Here is an 18,325-nt window from a genome sequence, read left to right as displayed (position 1 = left end):
TATGATTTTAACAATTGATTTTACTGATGAAACAAATGAAGTTGCAGCACAGCATACAGAGCTTGTAGAAAAGCTTTTGCAACATGCAGCGAGTGTAGAAAGCATTGAACCAGAAACAGAGGTTTCTGTAACGTTTGTCACAAATGACACGATTCAAGATATAAACCGCGAGTATCGTGGGAAAGATCAACCAACCGATGTCATTTCCTTTGCATTGGAGGAACTAGGTGAAGGTGAAATGGCAGTAACTTTTGAAGGAATGCCCCGTGTACTAGGCGATATTATTATTTCTACAGATCGTGCAAAAGAGCAGGCCGAGGAATACAATCACTCCTTTGAAAGAGAGTTAGGTTTTTTAGCGGTCCATGGCTTCTTACATTTACTCGGTTATGACCATATGGAGCCTGAAGAGGAAAAAGTAATGTTTACAAAACAAGATGAAATATTACAAACTTTTGGTTTAGGACGAGATTAAATGAATTTGCGTAAATACTTGCGATCATTTGGCTATGCGTTTGAAGGCATTATAACTGCAAGTACAGAACAAAATTTTAAATCACATATTGTGAGTGCAGTCATTGTCATACTGGCTGGTTATTTTACAGGTTTGTCTCGAACGGAATGGTATATTGTGCTACTATTAATAGCACTTATGTTTGCATTGGAAATGATCAATACAGCTATTGAGAGGGTTGTGGATTTGGCTTCGCCGAACTTCCATCCACTCGCCAAGCAGGCAAAAGATATCGCAGCAGGTGCTGTGCTTGTATTTGCGCTATTCAGTGCTATAATCGGATTACTTATCTTCCTACCCAAATGGTTGTAATCGAAGTGAGTATCTGATATGAAAAAAGAACTGTATTATACTAACGTGAGGGAGAAATATGATAGATGACAATTGATATGCATGCATTACTAGAGGAATCTAAAAAAGCGCGTGAAAAAGCATATGTTCCATACTCAAAATTTAAAGTAGGAGCAGCTCTTTTAACGAAGGCCGGAGAAGTTATTCACGGTTGTAATATTGAAAATGCAGGCTATAGTATGACGAATTGTGCTGAACGTACAGCATTTTTTAAGGCTGTGTCAGAAGGTACTTATGAATTCGAGGCTATTGCCATTGTTGCAGATACAGAAGGCCCATGCGCACCTTGTGGAGCATGTCGTCAGGTGATGATGGAATTTTGCGCACCGACGATGCCTGTTTATTTAACGAATTTAAAAGGTGATGTTACGGTAACGTCAGTGGGCGAATTATTACCGTTTGCATTTACAACGGAGGATTTAGAGAATGCTGGAAACTAGAAGTGGCTATAAGTCAGGCTTTATCTCTATTATTGGTCGCCCGAATGTTGGCAAATCGACATTTTTGAATCGTGTCATTGGCCAGAAAATTGCGATCATGAGTGATAAACCACAAACAACACGAAATAAAGTACAAGGTGTACTGACAACAACTGATAGCCAAATGATTTTTATTGATACACCAGGTATCCATAAGCCCAAACATAAACTTGGCGATTTTATGTTGAAAGTTGCCAAAAATACATTGCGTGAAGTGGACGTGATTATGTTCATGGTTAATGCTGAGCAGAAGCTTGGCAAAGGCGATGAATTTATTCTTGAAATGTTGGCGGGAAATTCGACGCCGGTATTCCTTGTTATTAATAAAATCGATCAGATTCATCCAGATGAATTACTTGGAATTATAGAGAGCTATAAGGAACGCTATGAATTTGCTGAAATTATTCCTATTTCAGCGTTACAAGGCAATAACGTAGAAAGCTTATTGGACACATTGCCGAAGTATTTACCAGAGGGGCCTCAATATTACCCTGCAGATCAAGTGACGGACCATCCAGAGCGTTTCATCATTTCTGAGCTTATTCGTGAAAAAGTGTTACATTTAACACGCGAAGAAATTCCACATTCTATTGCGGTTGTTATTGATAAAATCCGTCGAGATGAGGAGAACAATGATAAAATTCATGTAGCAGCCACGATAATGGTTGAACGTGATTCACAAAAAGGTATTGTCATTGGTAAGCGTGGAGCCCTATTAAAAGAAGTAGGGACACGTGCACGAAAGGATATCGAAATGCTTTTAGGTTCTAAAGTCTATTTAGAACTATGGGTCAAGGTCCAAAAAGATTGGCGTAATAAATCAACACATTTACGTGATTTCGGCTTCCGAGATGATGAGTATTAACAGGCTTTGCTGACATAGGTAGGGAAACACCGTCAAAAAATAAGCTTATGGCATTGGCGGTGTGAATACCCTCCCAAATGGTGAGAGATTTCTCTATACCTAGACAAAATTGATAGTTTTTACTTTGAGCTGTCCAAAACATTTTGGAGAGCTCTATTTTCATGGACAGTTTACGGGAAAGGAGGGGGACTATGCTTCATAAATGGGAAGGAATTGTGTTAAAAGTACGCGCTTATGGTGAGTCCAATAAAATCGTTACGTTGCTCACACGAGAGGCAGGAAAGGTAGCTACTATGGCGAGAGGTGCTAAAAAGCCTTCTAGTAGATTAGCTTCGGTCACACAACCATTTACATATGGCATGTTTATGGTACAACACCATACTGGTATGGGCACATTACAGCAAGGGGAGCATTTGAATTCAATGCGCCATATTCGAGAGGATATTATGGCTACTGCCTATGCTAGCTATATTATGGAACTTGTGGAGCGAGTCGTAGAAGAAGGAAAACCAGAGCCTTTCGCCTTTGATGTTCTGCTGCAAGCACTACAAGCGATAGAGGATGGCTATGACCCTGAATCCATCACACTCTTTGCAGAATGGAAGATGCTACCCTATACAGGAGTCCAACCTATATTACATGCCTGTGCTGCATGCGGTGCTGTAGATGGGGAATTTGCTTTTTCCTTTGCACAAGGAGGTTTTTTATGTCATCGCTGTTATCAGCATGATCCCTATATTATTCGTTTAACGCCAACGCAGCTTAAGCTTATCCGTATGTTTTATACCGTTCCCATCGATCAAATTGGGAAAATAGAATTAAAAAAGGAAACGAAATATTTTATCAAAAAAATTATAACAACTATCTATGAGGAACAAACCGGAATTCGTTTTAAAACGAGAAAATTCATCGAGCAACTGGAAAGAACCCCTGAATTACAAATACGCCCTACAAACGAAGAAATGCCAGAGGAACCTTAACATTCCTCTGGCATTTTATGTGATTTAAAATTCTCCATCTGACATTAGGTTATATAGTAATGCCCATTGACCTGCGAATTTTTTAGTTTCAATATAAAGGTACTCCGTTTCTCCATTTTTACCTGTTAAATGGAGAACAGCTGAGCCTTCCGCTTTAGGTGTAATAAGAAGTTGTCCTTTAACAATTGTAGCTTTTACAGAGGCGGGTTCAAAACCTAAATCCTCTAGAGCCACACTAGCTGGTTCAAAAGACAATGCTTGTGTCGTCAAAGTTAATTCATCTGTAAAATGGTACAAATCAATATAGCGAACTAAATCAAGCGAGTATACATCAGCAGCCATCTTTTGTTGATGCTCACCATCTGAAAAGGTAACAATGAACTCTCCATTTTGCAAAATAGACAAAGTTTGATCAGTTGTATTGAAATTATATAAATTAGAAGCAAGTGCCTGCCCATTCGCATTTTGCACAGTGACCTGTGTTGGGACAAATGATAGTTTGCTCTCAGATAAATCCAGTGGTAAATTTTCTGTATAATCCCCTTCTTGTACTTGTTCAAGAGTTACCTTCAATTTGCCATTTACATTTTTAACATGTACTAAATAAAAGATATCTATAAAATCCTCTGAATCATCGGAAAATCCAGTTATCACTAATTTTCCTGTACCTTCTTTTAGAGGCTTCATCGTAATAGCTTCCGACATATCCTCATTTTCATCCCATGTGAAAATAGCCTCTGCAGGTTCGATACCACCATATACAGCCATGATATATTCTTGGTTAAATTGGCTAGCATAAACAGTTGCATTTCCAAGCATCTTTTCAGCACGAACTACAAAAGCGGCTAACTGGGAACGCTTCACATTGCTTTTTGGTCCGTAGGTTGTTGGTGATGTTCCTTTTGTTATGCCATTGTCAAACAAAGCTTGAATATAAGGCTCAAATTCAGTTCCCCTCTTTACATCCGTAAAGGGTAGCTTTGCGCTAGTTGAACTTGTCAGGCCAAAACCTTTTGCAATCATTTTTGACATTTGTTCACGTGTAATATTTTGATTTGGGTAGAAATAACCATTTGCACCATTAATAATACCCGCATTTGCCAAGGCCGCAATGGCTCCGTAGTTTTCCGATCCCGGCTTAATATCCTTGAATTGAGGGTTTTTGACATGAATCGTATCTAGCTTCAATATACCTGCTAAAATTTTAGCCGCTTGTGTTCGTGTGATTGGATTAGCTGGCTTAAATGTACCATCCATATAGCCAGAAATAATGCCACGTCCGGCTAATTCCATAATAGCCTTTCCTTCTTCTGTTGCTGGATTGACATCAGGGAAAAATGTTGCTGCATGTGCTGTTGGTGTAATGACAATCGCACTTGTTGCAAGTGCTGATGCCATCGCTAGTTGAAATAAACGCTGAGACTTCAAAAGTATTCCTCCAAATGGTAATATTAAAAATTTTATAGTATGAATGTTGCGGACCTTCCTATGTATCAGTTCAGACTTCCGGACGAATGAATGTGGAAAGGGTGGTATAGTTTTAGCTTGTTAATTATTCAATATTTAACAGCTAAAACTAACTATAATACCTTATTTATACCAAAATTTTGGAGCGGCGAATAGAGGAAATTATATCCTTTGTATTATGTAATTGGTCATGAATCGTCAAAATCCTAAACCAACAGTTCCTATTAAGCTATGTTATAAATGAATAAAATTTCAATTTTTACAAAATAAAATTTTTACATAATTTTAGTTTTTTTTATTAAATAATAAATTTACATATTTATTTTGTGAGTCTAAATATCGTGTTATTCCATTTTATTCTTTATCTAAGAATATAATATTGTGAAAATAGTCATGTGTTTTTATGCGGTTTTCAATATATAAATAGTAGAAACTAATCACTCAAGTCCCATATACTAGTTGAAAAGGTATTTTAACCTATGATATTGTAATTGGTATAGATATTCTTATTTATATTTTTTTAAAATAACTTAGTCGTTTAATCCCCTGTCGAAATAAATGTACTTAATATAGATCTGACATGCCTATGAAATAGAAAACAAGCCTCTATCAGCAAAGCGTATTTTTATACGTTTATCAGAATAACGCAGTCCTATGGAAGAAGGAGGGAGTCACATAGTGCTTAGTACATTGCGTATGTGGCAGAAAATATGCTACGAAAAGTAACCTTAAGTATTCGTGAAGTTGAAGCGAATGATATTTTAGCGGAAGATATTTTTTCGGATTATCGTTTATTGGCTAAAAAGGATTTAGTGTTAACGGAGCGAATTATTGCTTTACTTAAACTTCGAAAAGTGGATGAATTATCTGTCTATCTACCATCGGATTCGATTCGAATTGTTCATGATTTAAGTGCTCAGCGAACGAGAGAATACGAAGATTTATTTTCACCACTAATGGAGGAAAAAGACCCAATCGATGACTATAAAGAAACTGTCCATCAACTTTTTATGACAACCCTAGAAAATGTTGTCCATGAATTGCGTTATGGTCAAATACTAAAAAGCATACAAGACACTGCTTATGTTCGCGGGGTTTTTGAAAAGATTTTAGAAGAGAAACATCGCTATGAGTTACTTATGCGTTTAAAGGAATGGGATGAATATTCTTTTGTCCATTCATTTGATGTATTTGTATTAGGAACCATTTTTGCTCGTTATTTAGGTTTGACAGATATCGAAACATTAGCAAGAGGTTATTTGTTCCATGATATTGGAAAGGTCTTTATCCCCCAAGAAATTTTAAATTTAAAACGAAAACTCTCAGAAGATGAGTTTGAAATTGTTAAAACACATACAACTAAGGGCTATGAGTTACTTTTAGAAAATAACGAGGAAGAAATCGCCTATTTAGCACGAGATCATCATGAACGCTTTGCTGGGAAAGGCTATCCTAATCAGCTCTGTGCAGATGATATGAGTGAAGGGGTACAGTTGCTACAAATCATTGATGTGTATTCAGCGATGACGTCTAAGCGAGTCTATCACGATGGTTATGGAGCAACGGATGCGCTAGCTGTTTTATACAAGGACCGACATTTGTATAACGAAAAATTTATGCATAAATTTGTAGAATGTTTAGGCATCTACCCTGTCAACTCCGTTGTAATGCTTTCAGATAATCGTAGTGCACAAGTCGAGCTTGTTTATGATTTATTTCCTACCTTGCCCAAAGTGAAATTATTGGATGAGCAAAAATCCATGAACCTGCCCTTGAATTATAGTGTTAGAATCGCAAAAATGATTGATTATCGTGCAAATAGCTTTGAAGAGATTTTCAACCTATTCGTGGAACAATTAATCAGGTGTGACGAGCCTAATTTAAGAATGCATTTTAGTAAATTAATTGATCATTTACACCCGAAAGAAATTGTCCTAAAAATTTTCTTACCAGCTTTTCGCATATTACGTCTGTTAACAAGAGAAATACAAACGGATATGACGAAATATAGAAATTCTATTTCTATTTTAAAGAAACTATTAGAAGAGCAATTAAACGTTTTGTATATGGACTATCAGCATGAAAAAACGACCATTCTAGTTGTGGAAACAACCCTTCGTGAAAATTTCTTCATTAAGCTTGTGCAAAGTATTCTGTATATTGATAAAATTGTACCTTTCTTCATAAATCCAGGTGATGATCAACGTATTACTCAGCTAATGGGGCATTGTGATGTTAATGTTGCTTATTTTATTGAGGATGAACAAACTGTTGAAAAGCGAGTTCGTCCGATGCGAGAAGGAGCCTTTCTATATTATTCATTAGCGGATATAGAGGAATTACTTGTTAGCTTGATTGGTATGAGCGTGAAAAAGTTTTCGTTTGAGGAAAAAATGCAAGAGCGTTTATTTTCAACCTATAAAGCATAAGAAGAGGGAGTTGCCTACAATGGCGACCCCCTCCTTATTATTTAAAACGATTAGAATTGAAGATGTTTTTCAATATATGCTTTCACTTCTGAAATTGGCATACGTTCTTGTGTCATAGAATCGCGGTGACGTACTGTTACTTGACCATCTTCTTTTGAGTCAAAATCATATGTGATACAGAATGGTGTACCGATCTCATCTTGGCGACGGTAACGTTTACCGATTGATTGTGATTCATCAAAATCAACTGGGAAGGCTTTGCGAAGTTCAGCCCAAACGTCTGTAGCTTCATCAGATAATTTTTTAGAAAGAGGTAGGACAGCAGCTTTAAATGGTGCAATTGCTGGGTGGAAACGTAAAACAGTACGTTTATCGTCACCCTCCAACTCCTCTTCATCATATGCATCGCATAGGAATGCCAATGTCACACGGTCAGCCCCTAAAGATGGTTCGATACAATATGGAATATAACGGTCATTTGAAACAGGATCAATATAAGTGAAATCTTCACCTGAATGCTCCATATGTTGTTTCAAATCATAATCTGTACGGTCAGCGATACCCCACAGCTCTCCCCAACCGAATGGGAATTTAAATTCGATATCTGTTGTCGCGTTAGAGTAGTGAGACAGTTCATCGTCCTCGTGGTCACGAAGACGCATAGAATCTTCTTTCATGCCTAGATTTAATAACCAATTTTTACAGAATTCTTTCCAATAAGAGTGCCATTCAAGATCTTCGCCTGGTTTGCAGAAGAATTCAAGTTCCATTTGTTCGAATTCACGTGTACGGAAAGTAAAATTACCTGGTGTGATTTCATTTCGGAAGGATTTACCAATTTGTGCAATACCAAATGGAGTGCGTTTACGCATAGAACGTTGAACATTTTTAAAGTTTACGAAAATGCCTTGTGCTGTTTCTGGACGTAAGAAAATTTCGTTTGTAGAAGACTCCGTTACACCTTGGAATGTTTTAAACATTAGGTTGAATTGACGAATATCTGTGAAATCCGCTTTTCCGCAATCAGGGCATACTACATCGTATTTAATCATTGTTTCTTTCATTTGATCGAATGTCATACCATCAACAATGATTTCATCGCCTTTTGCTAACGCTGCGTCTTCAATGATTTTATCAGCGCGATGACGTGCCTTACATGATTTACAGTCGATCATCGGGTCATTAAAGTTTCCAACGTGACCAGAAGCCACCCAAGCTTTTGGGTTCATTAGGATGGCAGCATCGATACCAACATTGTGCTCTGATTCCTGAACGAATTTTTGCCACCAAGCTTTTTTAATATTGTTTTTTAATTCAACACCAAGTGGACCATAATCCCAAGTGTTTGCTAGACCACCGTAGATTTCTGAGCCTGGAAAGACAAAGCCTCGGTGTTTTGCTAATGATACAATTGTTTCCATTGATTTGTTAGCCATAAAATAGCCTCCTTTAAAATTTTGTTAGCGGTAAAACGCTAAAGATATTCATTCAGTGTAGACTAAATGAAAATAGCACCCGTCTCCGGGCACAATGTATGCCCAGGGACGAGTGCTAATACCCGCGGTTCCACCCTGATTGTTTTAAACAAAACGTTTAAAACCTCTTTTCAAAAAGTTAGCTCAGGGAGTGCCTTTTCTCTGTTACTATGTAGACTTTCACCATCTTCTACTCGCTCTTGAATGGAACAGATACTTTTTTCCCATCATCGCCTGTATAACGCAATTTGCTCGAATATAAAGATAGAGCAAGCGTATGTGTCAACATTGTAGCATGTAGTTCTTTGATTCGCAATCATTATTAAAAACCAGTATTTTTATTATCATGGTCGAAGATGTTGGTTTTTAACCGACTAGGACAGCAGCCTTCATAGCAAAAATCAAATAAAAAAAATGAAAGGAATTAGCCTTAATCTAAAATCCTGTACACATATCAGCTATAATTCACCACAGATTACTGCTATTTTATACAGACTGTTGTATAATTGAACTATTGCTTTAATCATACAAAGCATTATTATAACACCTTTTATATAGAATTAGTGTAATACTTTGCATACCTATCATTCTATAGTATATAATAATTGAGCATAAGTATAACACTATTAGATTTGAGGCGGTGAGTCCAATCGAACTCAATAAACGTCAGGAAAACATTTTACAAATTGTGAAAGAAAACGGTCCTATCACTGGGGAACATATTGCAGAACGTCTCAATCTGACTAGAGCGACTTTAAGACCAGATTTAGCGATCCTTACGATGGCGGGATTTTTAGATGCAAGACCACGAGTTGGTTATTTCTATTCAGGGAAAAAGGCATCCGTTACATTGATGGATAGTATTCACAATTTAAAAGTAAAGGATTTTCATTCAGGCCCTGTAGTTGTCCCAGAAACAATGACGGTTTATGATGCAATTTGCTTTATGTTTTCAGAAGATGTTGGTACACTCTTTGTCGTAGATAAGAATGAGTTTTTGACAGGCGTCCTATCTCGCAAAGATTTACTGCGTACAAGTATTGGCACGCAGGATTTAAATAAAATTCCTGTACATATAATTATGACACGTATGCCTAATATTTCGTACTGTGAAAGATCAGATTCTTTGGTTGTTGCCGCGAACAAGCTCATTGAACGAGAAGTTGATTCGCTACCAGTAGTCGAACCACAAGAGGGTGGTTTGACGATTATAGGCCGTCTTACAAAAACAACGATTACACGAGCTTTCTTATCTCTTGCGCAAAATGACTAAATTTGAAGGAGAGCTGCATGAAAAGACTACGCGTATTTGTTGTATCTGACTCTGTTGGTGAAACTGGCGACCAAGTTGCGAAGGCAGTGATTAGCCAGTTTCGGCCCGGTCTAGAGAATACTGTTATCCGACGATTTCCACATATTCAATCGGAGGAGCTTATTCGTAAGATTGTTTTCCTTGCAGCACAACAACAAGCATTTATTGTTTACACACTTGTTCGTCAAGAAATGCGAAAGCTATTACGTGATTTATGTGAACAGGAAAAGATACATGCTGTCGATATAATAGGTCCTGCATTACAATCAATGGCAACCTTTATGGAAGAAAATCCATTGGAGACACCTGGGATTGTTCATATGCTTGACGATGATTATTTTAAAAAAATTGAAGCAATAGAATTTGCAGTTAAATACGATGATGGTCGAGATCCCCGTGGATTATTACAGGCCGATATCGTGTTGGTAGGCGTATCCCGAACATCTAAAACGCCCCTCTCACAATATTTAGCACATAAAAAATATAAGGTGGCGAATGTCCCTTTAGTTCCTGAAGTAGAACCACCCGAAGAGCTATTACAGTTGGACCCTAAAAAATGTTTCGGATTAATCATTTCTCCTGAGAAGTTAAATTCTATAAGGAAAGAAAGATTAATGTCTCTTGGATTAAATGATGATGCCATCTATGCACAACATAATCGCATTTTAGAAGAGATTCAACATTTTGAAAAAATTGTCGGCAAGATAGGCTGTCGAGTAATTGATGTGACTAATAAAGCTGTGGAAGAGACTGCCAATACCATCATTGAACATATTTTGACTTGTAAATAAATTGTACGAAAATAAACCACCTCGGTTCGTAGAGGCGGTTTTTTTGAGTGGATTTTGAAATTAGTATAGATAAAAACTAATTTTTGTTTTATAATAATAAAATTGTGGTAAAAATATTTATAAGAGAAAAATCCTAATTTTTTGTCGAGAAATAAAGGAATTTTAAAACGAATAGCGAATTGTGTTTCTAGAACGTAATTATTAAAGATGGTGATGGATTTGGCAGGGAAGATTCCAGAGGAAGTAATTGAACAGATTCGTACACAATCGGATATCGTTGATGTTATTAGTGAATACATGCAGCTGACCAAGCGTGGGCGAAATTGGTTTGGCCTCTGTCCATTCCATGGAGAACAAACACCGTCTTTTTCTGTATCATCGGACAAGCAAATTTTTCATTGCTTTGGTTGTGGTGCAGGGGGTAATGCCATTACTTTTGTAATGGACATTGAAGGCATATCTTTTCCTGATGCAGTTGTGAAACTTGGAGAACGAGCTGGCATACATTTAGATGTTGAGCCAACTTTTCCTGGAGGAACAAAAAAGATTTCTAAAGCGGAAGAAAGGATGAAAGAAGCACACGCTTTTACAGCAGATTTTTTCCATCATCTACTGTTAAATACAGAGGATGGCGAAGAACCTTTAAATTATTTGCTAGAAAGAGGATTTACAAGGGAGCTTATAGAATCTAATAACATTGGTTGGTCTCTCCCCAGCTTTGACGCATTAACAATATTGCTTGAAAGAAAAGGTTATAACTTACAAGAAATGGCGGAAAGTGGGTTAATTATTAAGCGAGAGGGAGAAGAACGTTATTTTGATCGTTTTAGAGGAAGGATCATGTTCCCGATTCGAGATGAGAATGGTAAAATTATTGCCTTCTCAGGACGAATACTTTCATCAACGGGTGAGGAAGCGAAATATTTAAATAGCCCAGAATCACCAATATTTCAAAAAAGTGAAGTGCTCTATAACCTAGATAAAGCACGAACTTCTATCAGAAAAAATCGTCAAGTAGTATTGATGGAAGGTTTTATGGATGTATTAGCAGCTAACTCTGTAGGTGTTATGAATGCCGTAGCAACAATGGGTACTTCCCTAACAAATCAGCATATCACAAAGCTAAAGCGCTTAGTTGAGCAAGTTACGATTTGCTATGATGGTGATAATGCTGGATTTGATGCAGCGAAAAGAGCGGCACAGCTTTTGCATACGGAGCGCATGAAAGTAGATATTGCTGTGTTACCAGAAAAGTTGGACCCTGATGAATATATTCGCACGTTAGGCGGACAAGCATTTAAGGAACAAATTTTGGAAAACCCTCATGCGTATATTGCTTTTATGATGATGCATGCTAGACGAAATAAGAACTTTCAATTTGAAAATGATACGCTTCAATATATACAAGAAGTCCTTGAACAGCTCACAGGTAGATCTTCGCCAGTTGAACGAGATTTGTATATACGACAGCTATCAAATGAAACAAATATCTCGGAAGAAGCCATTTATGCCCAATTCCGAAAGCTGGAGGCTAATCAGGTACGTTCTGCAAAACCAGAAATGCCGACACAAATGCCTTCAATGCCAGTCACGCAACAACAAAAGCCTATGGATGCAGCTGAACGTGCCGAACGTTTATTACTGGCCCATATGCTTCATAATATAGATGTAGTGGACAGGGTATTACGGAGTGAGCAAAAAGAGCCATTTGTACGAGATGCTTATATGGCTGTTTTTGTTCGCTTAGTAGGATTTTATGAGGAATATGGTCATCCTGATTATCAACGCTTTATGGAGATTTTGGATGACGCTGAATTACGGAAGATTGTTATGGAAGCGGCTTTAGTCGAGCGAGATCCTGATCAAGCAGAGGCAGAGGTTGTGGACTCAATCCGTCAGCTTCAAAAATATAGAATTGAGCAAGAAATTTATCAAAAGATGCATGAGTCAAAGGAAGCGGAGAAGATGCATGAGTATGCACGTGCACTTGAAATCGCCCAACAGATTATTCATTTAAGAAAATCGTTATCGGCGATTTAACCCGATTCGGTTGTTTAGAAGGAGGAAGGTTTATGGCGGACAAGTCAGAACGTTCAAAAGAGATAGAAGTAGAAATTACATTAGATGATGCAAAAAAATTCCTACAAGAAAAGGCAAAAACAGAGGGTGAAATTTCTATGAAAGAAATTTCAGAGAAACTAACACCTTATGAATTGGAAAACGAAGAAATTTTCCATTTTGCTGAGGATCTTGAAAAGCATAAAGACATTCAAATTATTGGAAAAGAAGAATTTGAAGAAGAAAGTCTAATGAAAGAAGAAGCAAACGAAGAGACTTTCGACTTAAATGATTTGAGTGTACCACCGGGTGTTAAAATCAATGACCCTGTACGGATGTATTTAAAAGAAATCGGTCGAGTTGATTTACTATCTGCAGAGCAAGAAATCAAACTTGCTGAGCGTATTGAACAAGGTGATGAAGAAGCACGTAAACGTCTTGCAGAAGCAAACTTACGTCTGGTAGTATCTATCGCTAAACGTTATGTAGGTCGTGGAATGCTATTCCTTGATTTAATTCAAGAAGGGAATATGGGGCTGATTAAGGCCGTTGAAAAATTTGATTACCGCAAAGGTTTTAAATTCTCTACTTACGCTACATGGTGGATTCGTCAGGCTATTACGCGTGCGATTGCAGACCAAGCACGTACCATTCGTATTCCGGTTCATATGGTCGAAACCATTAATAAATTAATCCGTGTACAACGTCAACTTTTACAAGATCTTGGCCGTGAACCTTCGCCAGAAGAAATTGGTGAAGAAATGGATCTAACACCAGAAAAAGTACGCGAAATTTTAAAAATTGCTCAAGAACCAGTATCTCTTGAAACACCGATAGGAGAAGAAGATGATTCTCATTTAGGAGACTTTATTGAGGATTCTGAAGCACAATCTCCATCTGACCATGCAGCATATGAATTGTTAAAAGAACAGCTAGAAGATGTCCTAGATACTTTAACAGACCGTGAAGAAAACGTACTTCGTTTACGTTTTGGTTTAGATGATGGTCGTACACGAACTTTAGAAGAGGTAGGTAAGGTTTTTGGCGTAACACGTGAACGTATTCGTCAAATTGAAGCGAAAGCTTTAAGAAAATTACGCCACCCTTCTCGTAGTAAACGTCTAAAAGACTTCTTAGAATAATTTAAATAGATGGAGCTATCCAACTAGTGTAAAAATACCTAGTTGGATAGCTCCTTTTTTATACCATTGAAAAGGTAATTAGCCTCGATATTCCGCAAACTTGTTTTCGCTAATAATAGATAATTAGAATGAAGGAAATGAGAGATTTGCTACTTTATACAGATGTATTTCCCAAAAGTGTGAGATAAAATTGTAATACAACCATTATTAAGCAATGTTTGGAGCTAACATTATGACGAATCCCCGGAAAAAAATTATTCTCAATGAAATTCTGTTTTGGAAGCAAAATAAACTATTACCAGAGCACTATTGTGACTTCTTAGCAGCTCTTTATACAGAGGGGGCTGATATAGAGGAGTTAGAACCTGTGCAAGATCCTAAACAAGCGATTTTACCATCTGAAAAAAGAAAAATGATACTTCTGATAGCAAGTCTATGTATCGCCATAATAGCTGTTTTGGCAATCTATTTTACAATAAAATCATTCACATTGATTTTAACCGTTGTCATAGGTATTAGTGCATGTATATTATTTATCGTTGCGTTTCAAATGGCGCAAAAGAAACATCTACTAGCTCCTATATATCATTTACTTGCCGCTATCCTATTATTTAGTATGTCTATACGTTTGTGTACTACATATTTTAGTGGAGATAATATCGTTTTATTTTGCTTGATTGCCGCCAACTGTCTTATTTGGCTTTGGTCAGGTATTAAAATGAAGCTCCTTTATTTCACGGTCTCCGGTGTTTTAGGATTACTAGCACTGATTGGCTACTATATCATAAATTTATAGTAATTTTTTGCACTTATAAATGATTGACATTTGCACACTACTTCCATGGTGTGCAGATTTTTTTATTTTTTTAGTATATGAATGTATGCAACGGGTATGATAACAGTATGAAAAAAAAGCTATGAAATTGACCAAAATTTGGTGTTTGCAAGACATATTTTATCCAATAGATACAGAAATGTCGAATTTGTTACAAACAAAGGAAAACTTAGCGAATAGGGCTTTTCGTTTCTTTGTTAATGAAGTACAATATTAGATGTTGACTGATTCTATATTATAATAGAAGTAGACTTAAAATGAGGAGGGGAAACTTATGAAAAACAATCCAGTCGTTCCTTACATCTTAATTCTGGCATTTGGTATTGGTCTTATTTTCTTCATGTCTTTACAAGGTGCAGATAACAAGAAAGAAATTGCTGCTGAACAAGAGGGCGGTGGCGAAACTACTGAAACTACAGACGCAAATGCTGACGGTGCAGCACTAGTACAATCTTGTATCGGTTGTCACGGTGGTGATTTAACTGGTAGTATGGGTCCAAACCTACATGGCTTAGATGAAGCCCGTATCGTTGAGGTTTTAACAAAGGGTATCGAAGGTACTCCGATGCAACCAAACATGAAAACTGAAGCAGAAGCAAAAGCTATTGCTGAATACATTTCTACTTTAGAATAGTATGACTGACAAGTAGCTGTACTGAAATAGTACAGCTACTTTTTAAATGCAAAAAATCATGAAATGGGGTTGTCCACATGAGTATTGTGAGACAACTCCATTTGTTTTTTTTCACGACATCCTCCATACTAGTAATGGACTCTATTTAAGGTAGGCGGTATAAAATGAACGCACAAAAACTTTCGAAACGATTAGAAACTGTAGCAAAATTTGTTCCCACAGGAGCGGTAGTAGCGGATATAGGTAGTGACCATGCCTATCTACCCTGCTATTTAATTCATCAAGGAGTAGCTTCTTCAGCGATAGCTGGGGAGGTAGTAGCTGGGCCCTATGAATCCGCAGTGGGACAAGTACAAAAAGAAGGATTACACCATGAAATTACGGTACGTCTCGCAGATGGATTAGCCGCAATAGAATTAACTGACCATGTGGATACAGTAACGATTGCAGGAATGGGCGGTCCCTTAATTGTCTCTATTTTAGAGAAGCATCCTGAAAAGCTGCAAGGTGTTACACGTCTTATTTTACAACCCAATATTCATGCCAAGGTGATCCGTGAATGGGCTTTAGCACATAATTGGGCTATTCTCGATGAAGAGATTTTAGAGGAAGATGATAAAATCTATGAAATTCTTGTGTTGCAAAGGGCACAAATGGAGCTTTCGACAGCAGAGATTTTATTTGGTCCAAAACTAAGCACACGTAAAGCACCAGCGTTTGTAAAAAAATGGACGCGTGAAAAAGAAAATTGGCAACGTGTATTACTATCCATAAAAGATGCAGAACAAACACCTGAAATTGAAGAAAAACGTGCAGAGTTATTGGCTCTTATTCAATTAGTAGAAGGAGTTTTGTAAATGAAGACGGTAAACGGTCAAGAAATTATTCAAGTGTTCGAATCATGGTCACCTAAAAAACTGGCTTGCATGGAGAATGATCCTATTGGTTTAGCGATTGGTACACTCAATAAACCTGTTAGCAAAGTATTAGTCACTTTAGATGTCAATGAAGCTGTTGCGAATGAGGCCATTGAAAAAGGATGTGAGCTAATCATTGCTCATCATCCTCCTATTTTTAGACGTCTCGCAAATATTCGTACAGACCATCCAGCAGGGCGATTATATGAAAAGCTTATAAAACATGATATCGCTGTTTATGCGGCGCATACAAATTTAGATGTAGCTGAAGGTGGAGTCAATGATTTACTTGCAGATGCCCTTCAGCTACAGGACCGTACGATACTAGAAGAAACTTACTCAGAACATCTTTTAAAGCTTGCTGTTTTTATCCCGTCTGCAAATGCTGAGGATTTACGCGAGACGCTAGCAAAGGCTGGAGCAGGGCGCATTGGAGAATATGAAGCATGTAGTTATACAACTGCCGGAGAAGGACGTTTCCGGGCGTTAGAAGGTGCAAATCCATTCGTTGGCACTATTGGTGAATTACATGTTGAAGAGGAAGTTAAGGTAGAAGTCGTATTTCCTGAATCCATCAAAAACCGCGTTTTAAAGGCCATGCTTATTAGCCATCCTTATGAAGAGCCAGCCTATGATGTAATTCGTCTTGATCAGCAAACGAATAGTATGGGATTAGGGCGTGTAGGTTACTTATCTAAGGAAATGACCTTACAACAATTCGCAGAGTACGTGAAGCAGCAGCTACAGGTTCCAGCGGTTCGTGTCGTAGGTGATTTACAGTCAAAGATTAAGAAGATTGCACTTGTTGGTGGAGATGGTAATAAATATATTTATGCAGCAAAACGTGCAGGGGCAGATGTTTTTTTAACGGGAGATATGTACTTCCATACAGCACAGGATGCCCAAGCAATAGATCTGCAAATTGTCGATCCAGGTCATCATGTCGAAAAAGTGATGATTGCAGGAGTAGCGGAAAAAATGACGAAGCTATGTGCGGATAAAAAATATGAGGTTGAATTTGTACAATCAACAATCAATACAGAACCATTTTTATTTGTGTAAGCGAGGGGAATAGATGTGACTAATGAAAGACCTGCTGGCAATAAGGCTGGTAAACTGTGGATTATAATCGGTTTATTTATCGCTGTTTTTGGTATAGGCATGACGATTATGACGAATATGATGAATGAAAAGAAAATGGATGCCATGACCGAACAATGTGAAGATGATGGCGGTCAAGCCATTATATCAAAGGAAAAAAACTTCCTTTCCACGAGTTATTCATTTGAATGTAAACAATAATAAAAGGTTGAACATTACTAGGGACTGAACCTCATAAGTAAGACAGTCTCAAAAAAGCATCACCCAACCAGTTTCCGATCATTAATTGGAGACTGGTTGTTTAATTTCAATTGAATTTGAGTATTGTTATAATCTCTTACGGTTTGAACTACAATGCGTTGTAGTTCGAGTTAATCTGTCGAGATAAAACGTTTCTGCTTTGAGTGTCGCATGAAACGATTCAATGGGGGTATTATCAGCGGGCGTTCCTTTACAGGACATGCTCATGGTAATGCCCTTTGCTTGGATTGCTTGTTGGTACGCTGCTGAAGTATAAACCGACCCCTGATAGCTGTGTAAAGATAACCTTGCTAACCCGAAGGGGGTCAGTTCACTAGGTAGTGTTCAGCCTTTTTGTATGCAAAGAATAGATAGAAAATGATAAGATGAGCATGAAATCAATTAGTAGAAATGGAGAGATAGGCCTTGTTTATTCGTTTATCTAAAGAGCAGCAAGAAATGATTCTAGCTGATATTCAGCGATTTTTCTATACTCATCGTGATGAAGATATTACTGAATTTGAAGCAGAACGTGTGTTAGATTTTATCAAGGAAAATATCGCCCCATATATTTATAACGCAGCAGTATCTGACGCAAAATATGTAGTGGAAAGACAATTTACCTCCATGGAAGAAGAATTAGAGGCACTGGAGCAGCCCATTAAATTAAAGTAAGCTAGTAAAAAAATCCTCAAATTTTAATAATTGACAGAAAATAAAGAAATATGGTAATTT

Annotated in this window: 18 protein-coding genes and 1 pseudogene; 16 read left to right on the top strand and 3 right to left on the bottom strand. The window is 37.4% G+C overall.

The features are described 5' to 3' along the window. The first annotated feature begins 1 nt into the window (after position 1). From ybeY to recO, 5 genes are all read left to right on the top strand, one after another. The gene (ybeY, locus tag A2J09_RS11115) at positions 2 to 475 is read left to right on the top strand and encodes an rRNA maturation RNase YbeY (RefSeq protein WP_012295252.1); all 474 of its coding nucleotides are present in this window, start codon (positions 2 to 4) and stop codon (positions 473 to 475) included. Then, entirely contained in the window at positions 476 to 826 is a 351-nt protein-coding gene (locus tag A2J09_RS11110) for a diacylglycerol kinase family protein (protein ID WP_012295251.1), read from the top strand. A 65-nt stretch (positions 827 to 891) separates the two neighbouring features. Beyond that, a complete protein-coding gene (locus A2J09_RS11105; RefSeq protein WP_008179431.1) occupies positions 892 to 1,305 on the top strand; it encodes a cytidine deaminase in 414 nt (137 codons plus the stop codon). Next, positions 1,292 to 2,209: a GTPase Era gene (era, locus tag A2J09_RS11100; protein WP_036162160.1), complete on the top strand. Its 918-nt coding sequence runs from the start codon at positions 1,292 to 1,294 to the stop codon at positions 2,207 to 2,209. The genes A2J09_RS11105 and era overlap by 14 nt, the downstream gene beginning before the upstream one ends. A 191-nt stretch (positions 2,210 to 2,400) precedes the next feature. Next, a complete protein-coding gene (recO, locus tag A2J09_RS11095; RefSeq protein ID WP_036162158.1) occupies positions 2,401 to 3,189 on the top strand; it encodes a DNA repair protein RecO in 789 nt (262 codons plus the stop codon). 24 nt (positions 3,190 to 3,213) lie between these two features. Here recO and A2J09_RS11090 read toward each other — a convergent pair whose 3' ends face one another. Next, positions 3,214 to 4,617, bottom strand: coding sequence for an S-layer homology domain-containing protein (locus A2J09_RS11090; RefSeq protein ID WP_036162156.1), 1,404 nt, complete (start codon positions 4,615 to 4,617; stop codon positions 3,214 to 3,216). 749 nt (positions 4,618 to 5,366) lie between these two features. Here A2J09_RS11090 and A2J09_RS11085 point away from each other — a divergent pair. Beyond that, positions 5,367 to 7,085, top strand: coding sequence for an HD-GYP domain-containing protein (locus A2J09_RS11085; protein WP_031417025.1), 1,719 nt, complete (start codon positions 5,367 to 5,369; stop codon positions 7,083 to 7,085). Between the two features lie 50 nt (positions 7,086 to 7,135). Here the strand turns inward: A2J09_RS11085 and A2J09_RS11080 are convergent, their stop codons facing one another. After that, a complete protein-coding gene (locus A2J09_RS11080) occupies positions 7,136 to 8,521 on the bottom strand; it encodes a glycine--tRNA ligase (protein WP_012295244.1) in 1,386 nt (461 codons plus the stop codon). 679 nt (positions 8,522 to 9,200) lie between these two features. On the opposite strand from A2J09_RS11080, the gene A2J09_RS11075 reads away from it, so the two are divergent. The 9 genes from A2J09_RS11075 to A2J09_RS11035 all read left to right on the top strand — a co-directional run bounded on the left by A2J09_RS11075 (position 9,201) and on the right by A2J09_RS11035 (position 17,551). Further along, positions 9,201 to 9,833, top strand: a complete 633-nt coding sequence (locus A2J09_RS11075; protein ID WP_008178461.1) for a transcriptional regulator CcpN — start codon at positions 9,201 to 9,203, stop codon at positions 9,831 to 9,833. Positions 9,834 to 9,850: 17 nt separating this feature from the next. After that, complete coding sequence (locus tag A2J09_RS11070) at positions 9,851 to 10,663, top strand: pyruvate, water dikinase regulatory protein (RefSeq protein WP_008178459.1); 813 nt, start codon at positions 9,851 to 9,853, stop codon at positions 10,661 to 10,663. A gap of 207 nt (positions 10,664 to 10,870) precedes the next feature. Beyond that, positions 10,871 to 12,703 carry a DNA primase gene (gene dnaG / locus A2J09_RS11065; protein ID WP_012295243.1) on the top strand — a complete coding sequence of 611 codons (1,833 nt, stop codon included), beginning with the start codon at positions 10,871 to 10,873 and terminating at the stop codon, positions 12,701 to 12,703. A gap of 32 nt (positions 12,704 to 12,735) precedes the next feature. After that, a complete protein-coding gene (rpoD, locus tag A2J09_RS11060) occupies positions 12,736 to 13,863 on the top strand; it encodes an RNA polymerase sigma factor RpoD (RefSeq protein WP_012295242.1) in 1,128 nt (375 codons plus the stop codon). Positions 13,864 to 14,095: 232 nt separating this feature from the next. Continuing rightward, entirely contained in the window at positions 14,096 to 14,659 is a 564-nt protein-coding gene (locus A2J09_RS11055; RefSeq protein WP_036162150.1) for a hypothetical protein, read from the top strand. A 313-nt stretch (positions 14,660 to 14,972) separates the two neighbouring features. Then, the gene (cccA, locus tag A2J09_RS11050) at positions 14,973 to 15,332 is read left to right on the top strand and encodes a cytochrome c550 (protein ID WP_012295240.1); all 360 of its coding nucleotides are present in this window, start codon (positions 14,973 to 14,975) and stop codon (positions 15,330 to 15,332) included. A gap of 164 nt (positions 15,333 to 15,496) precedes the next feature. Then, positions 15,497 to 16,189 (top strand): tRNA (adenine(22)-N(1))-methyltransferase, encoded by a 693-nt coding sequence (locus A2J09_RS11045; protein ID WP_031417022.1) that lies wholly within the window; start codon positions 15,497 to 15,499, stop codon positions 16,187 to 16,189. Then, the gene (locus A2J09_RS11040) at positions 16,190 to 17,311 is read left to right on the top strand and encodes a Nif3-like dinuclear metal center hexameric protein (protein ID WP_012295237.1); all 1,122 of its coding nucleotides are present in this window, start codon (positions 16,190 to 16,192) and stop codon (positions 17,309 to 17,311) included. A gap of 15 nt (positions 17,312 to 17,326) precedes the next feature. Continuing rightward, the gene (locus A2J09_RS11035) at positions 17,327 to 17,551 is read left to right on the top strand and encodes a hypothetical protein (protein WP_012295236.1); all 225 of its coding nucleotides are present in this window, start codon (positions 17,327 to 17,329) and stop codon (positions 17,549 to 17,551) included. A gap of 59 nt (positions 17,552 to 17,610) precedes the next feature. Here A2J09_RS11035 and A2J09_RS23035 read toward each other — a convergent pair. Then, positions 17,611 to 17,890: pseudogene (locus A2J09_RS23035) on the bottom strand (IS3 family transposase); the annotation flags it as partial. A 126-nt stretch (positions 17,891 to 18,016) separates the two neighbouring features. Here A2J09_RS23035 and A2J09_RS11030 point away from each other — a divergent pair. Continuing rightward, positions 18,017 to 18,265 (top strand): DUF2164 domain-containing protein, encoded by a 249-nt coding sequence (locus A2J09_RS11030; RefSeq protein WP_012295235.1) that lies wholly within the window; start codon positions 18,017 to 18,019, stop codon positions 18,263 to 18,265. Positions 18,266 to 18,325 lie beyond the last annotated feature (60 nt).

It is taken from the genome of Lysinibacillus sphaericus, from assembly GCF_001629735.1.
GTDB lineage: Bacteria > Bacillota > Bacilli > Bacillales_A > Planococcaceae > Lysinibacillus > Lysinibacillus pinottii.
Note: the sequence above shows the minus strand (reverse complement) of the source record. Positions and strands in the feature narration are given on the sequence as shown.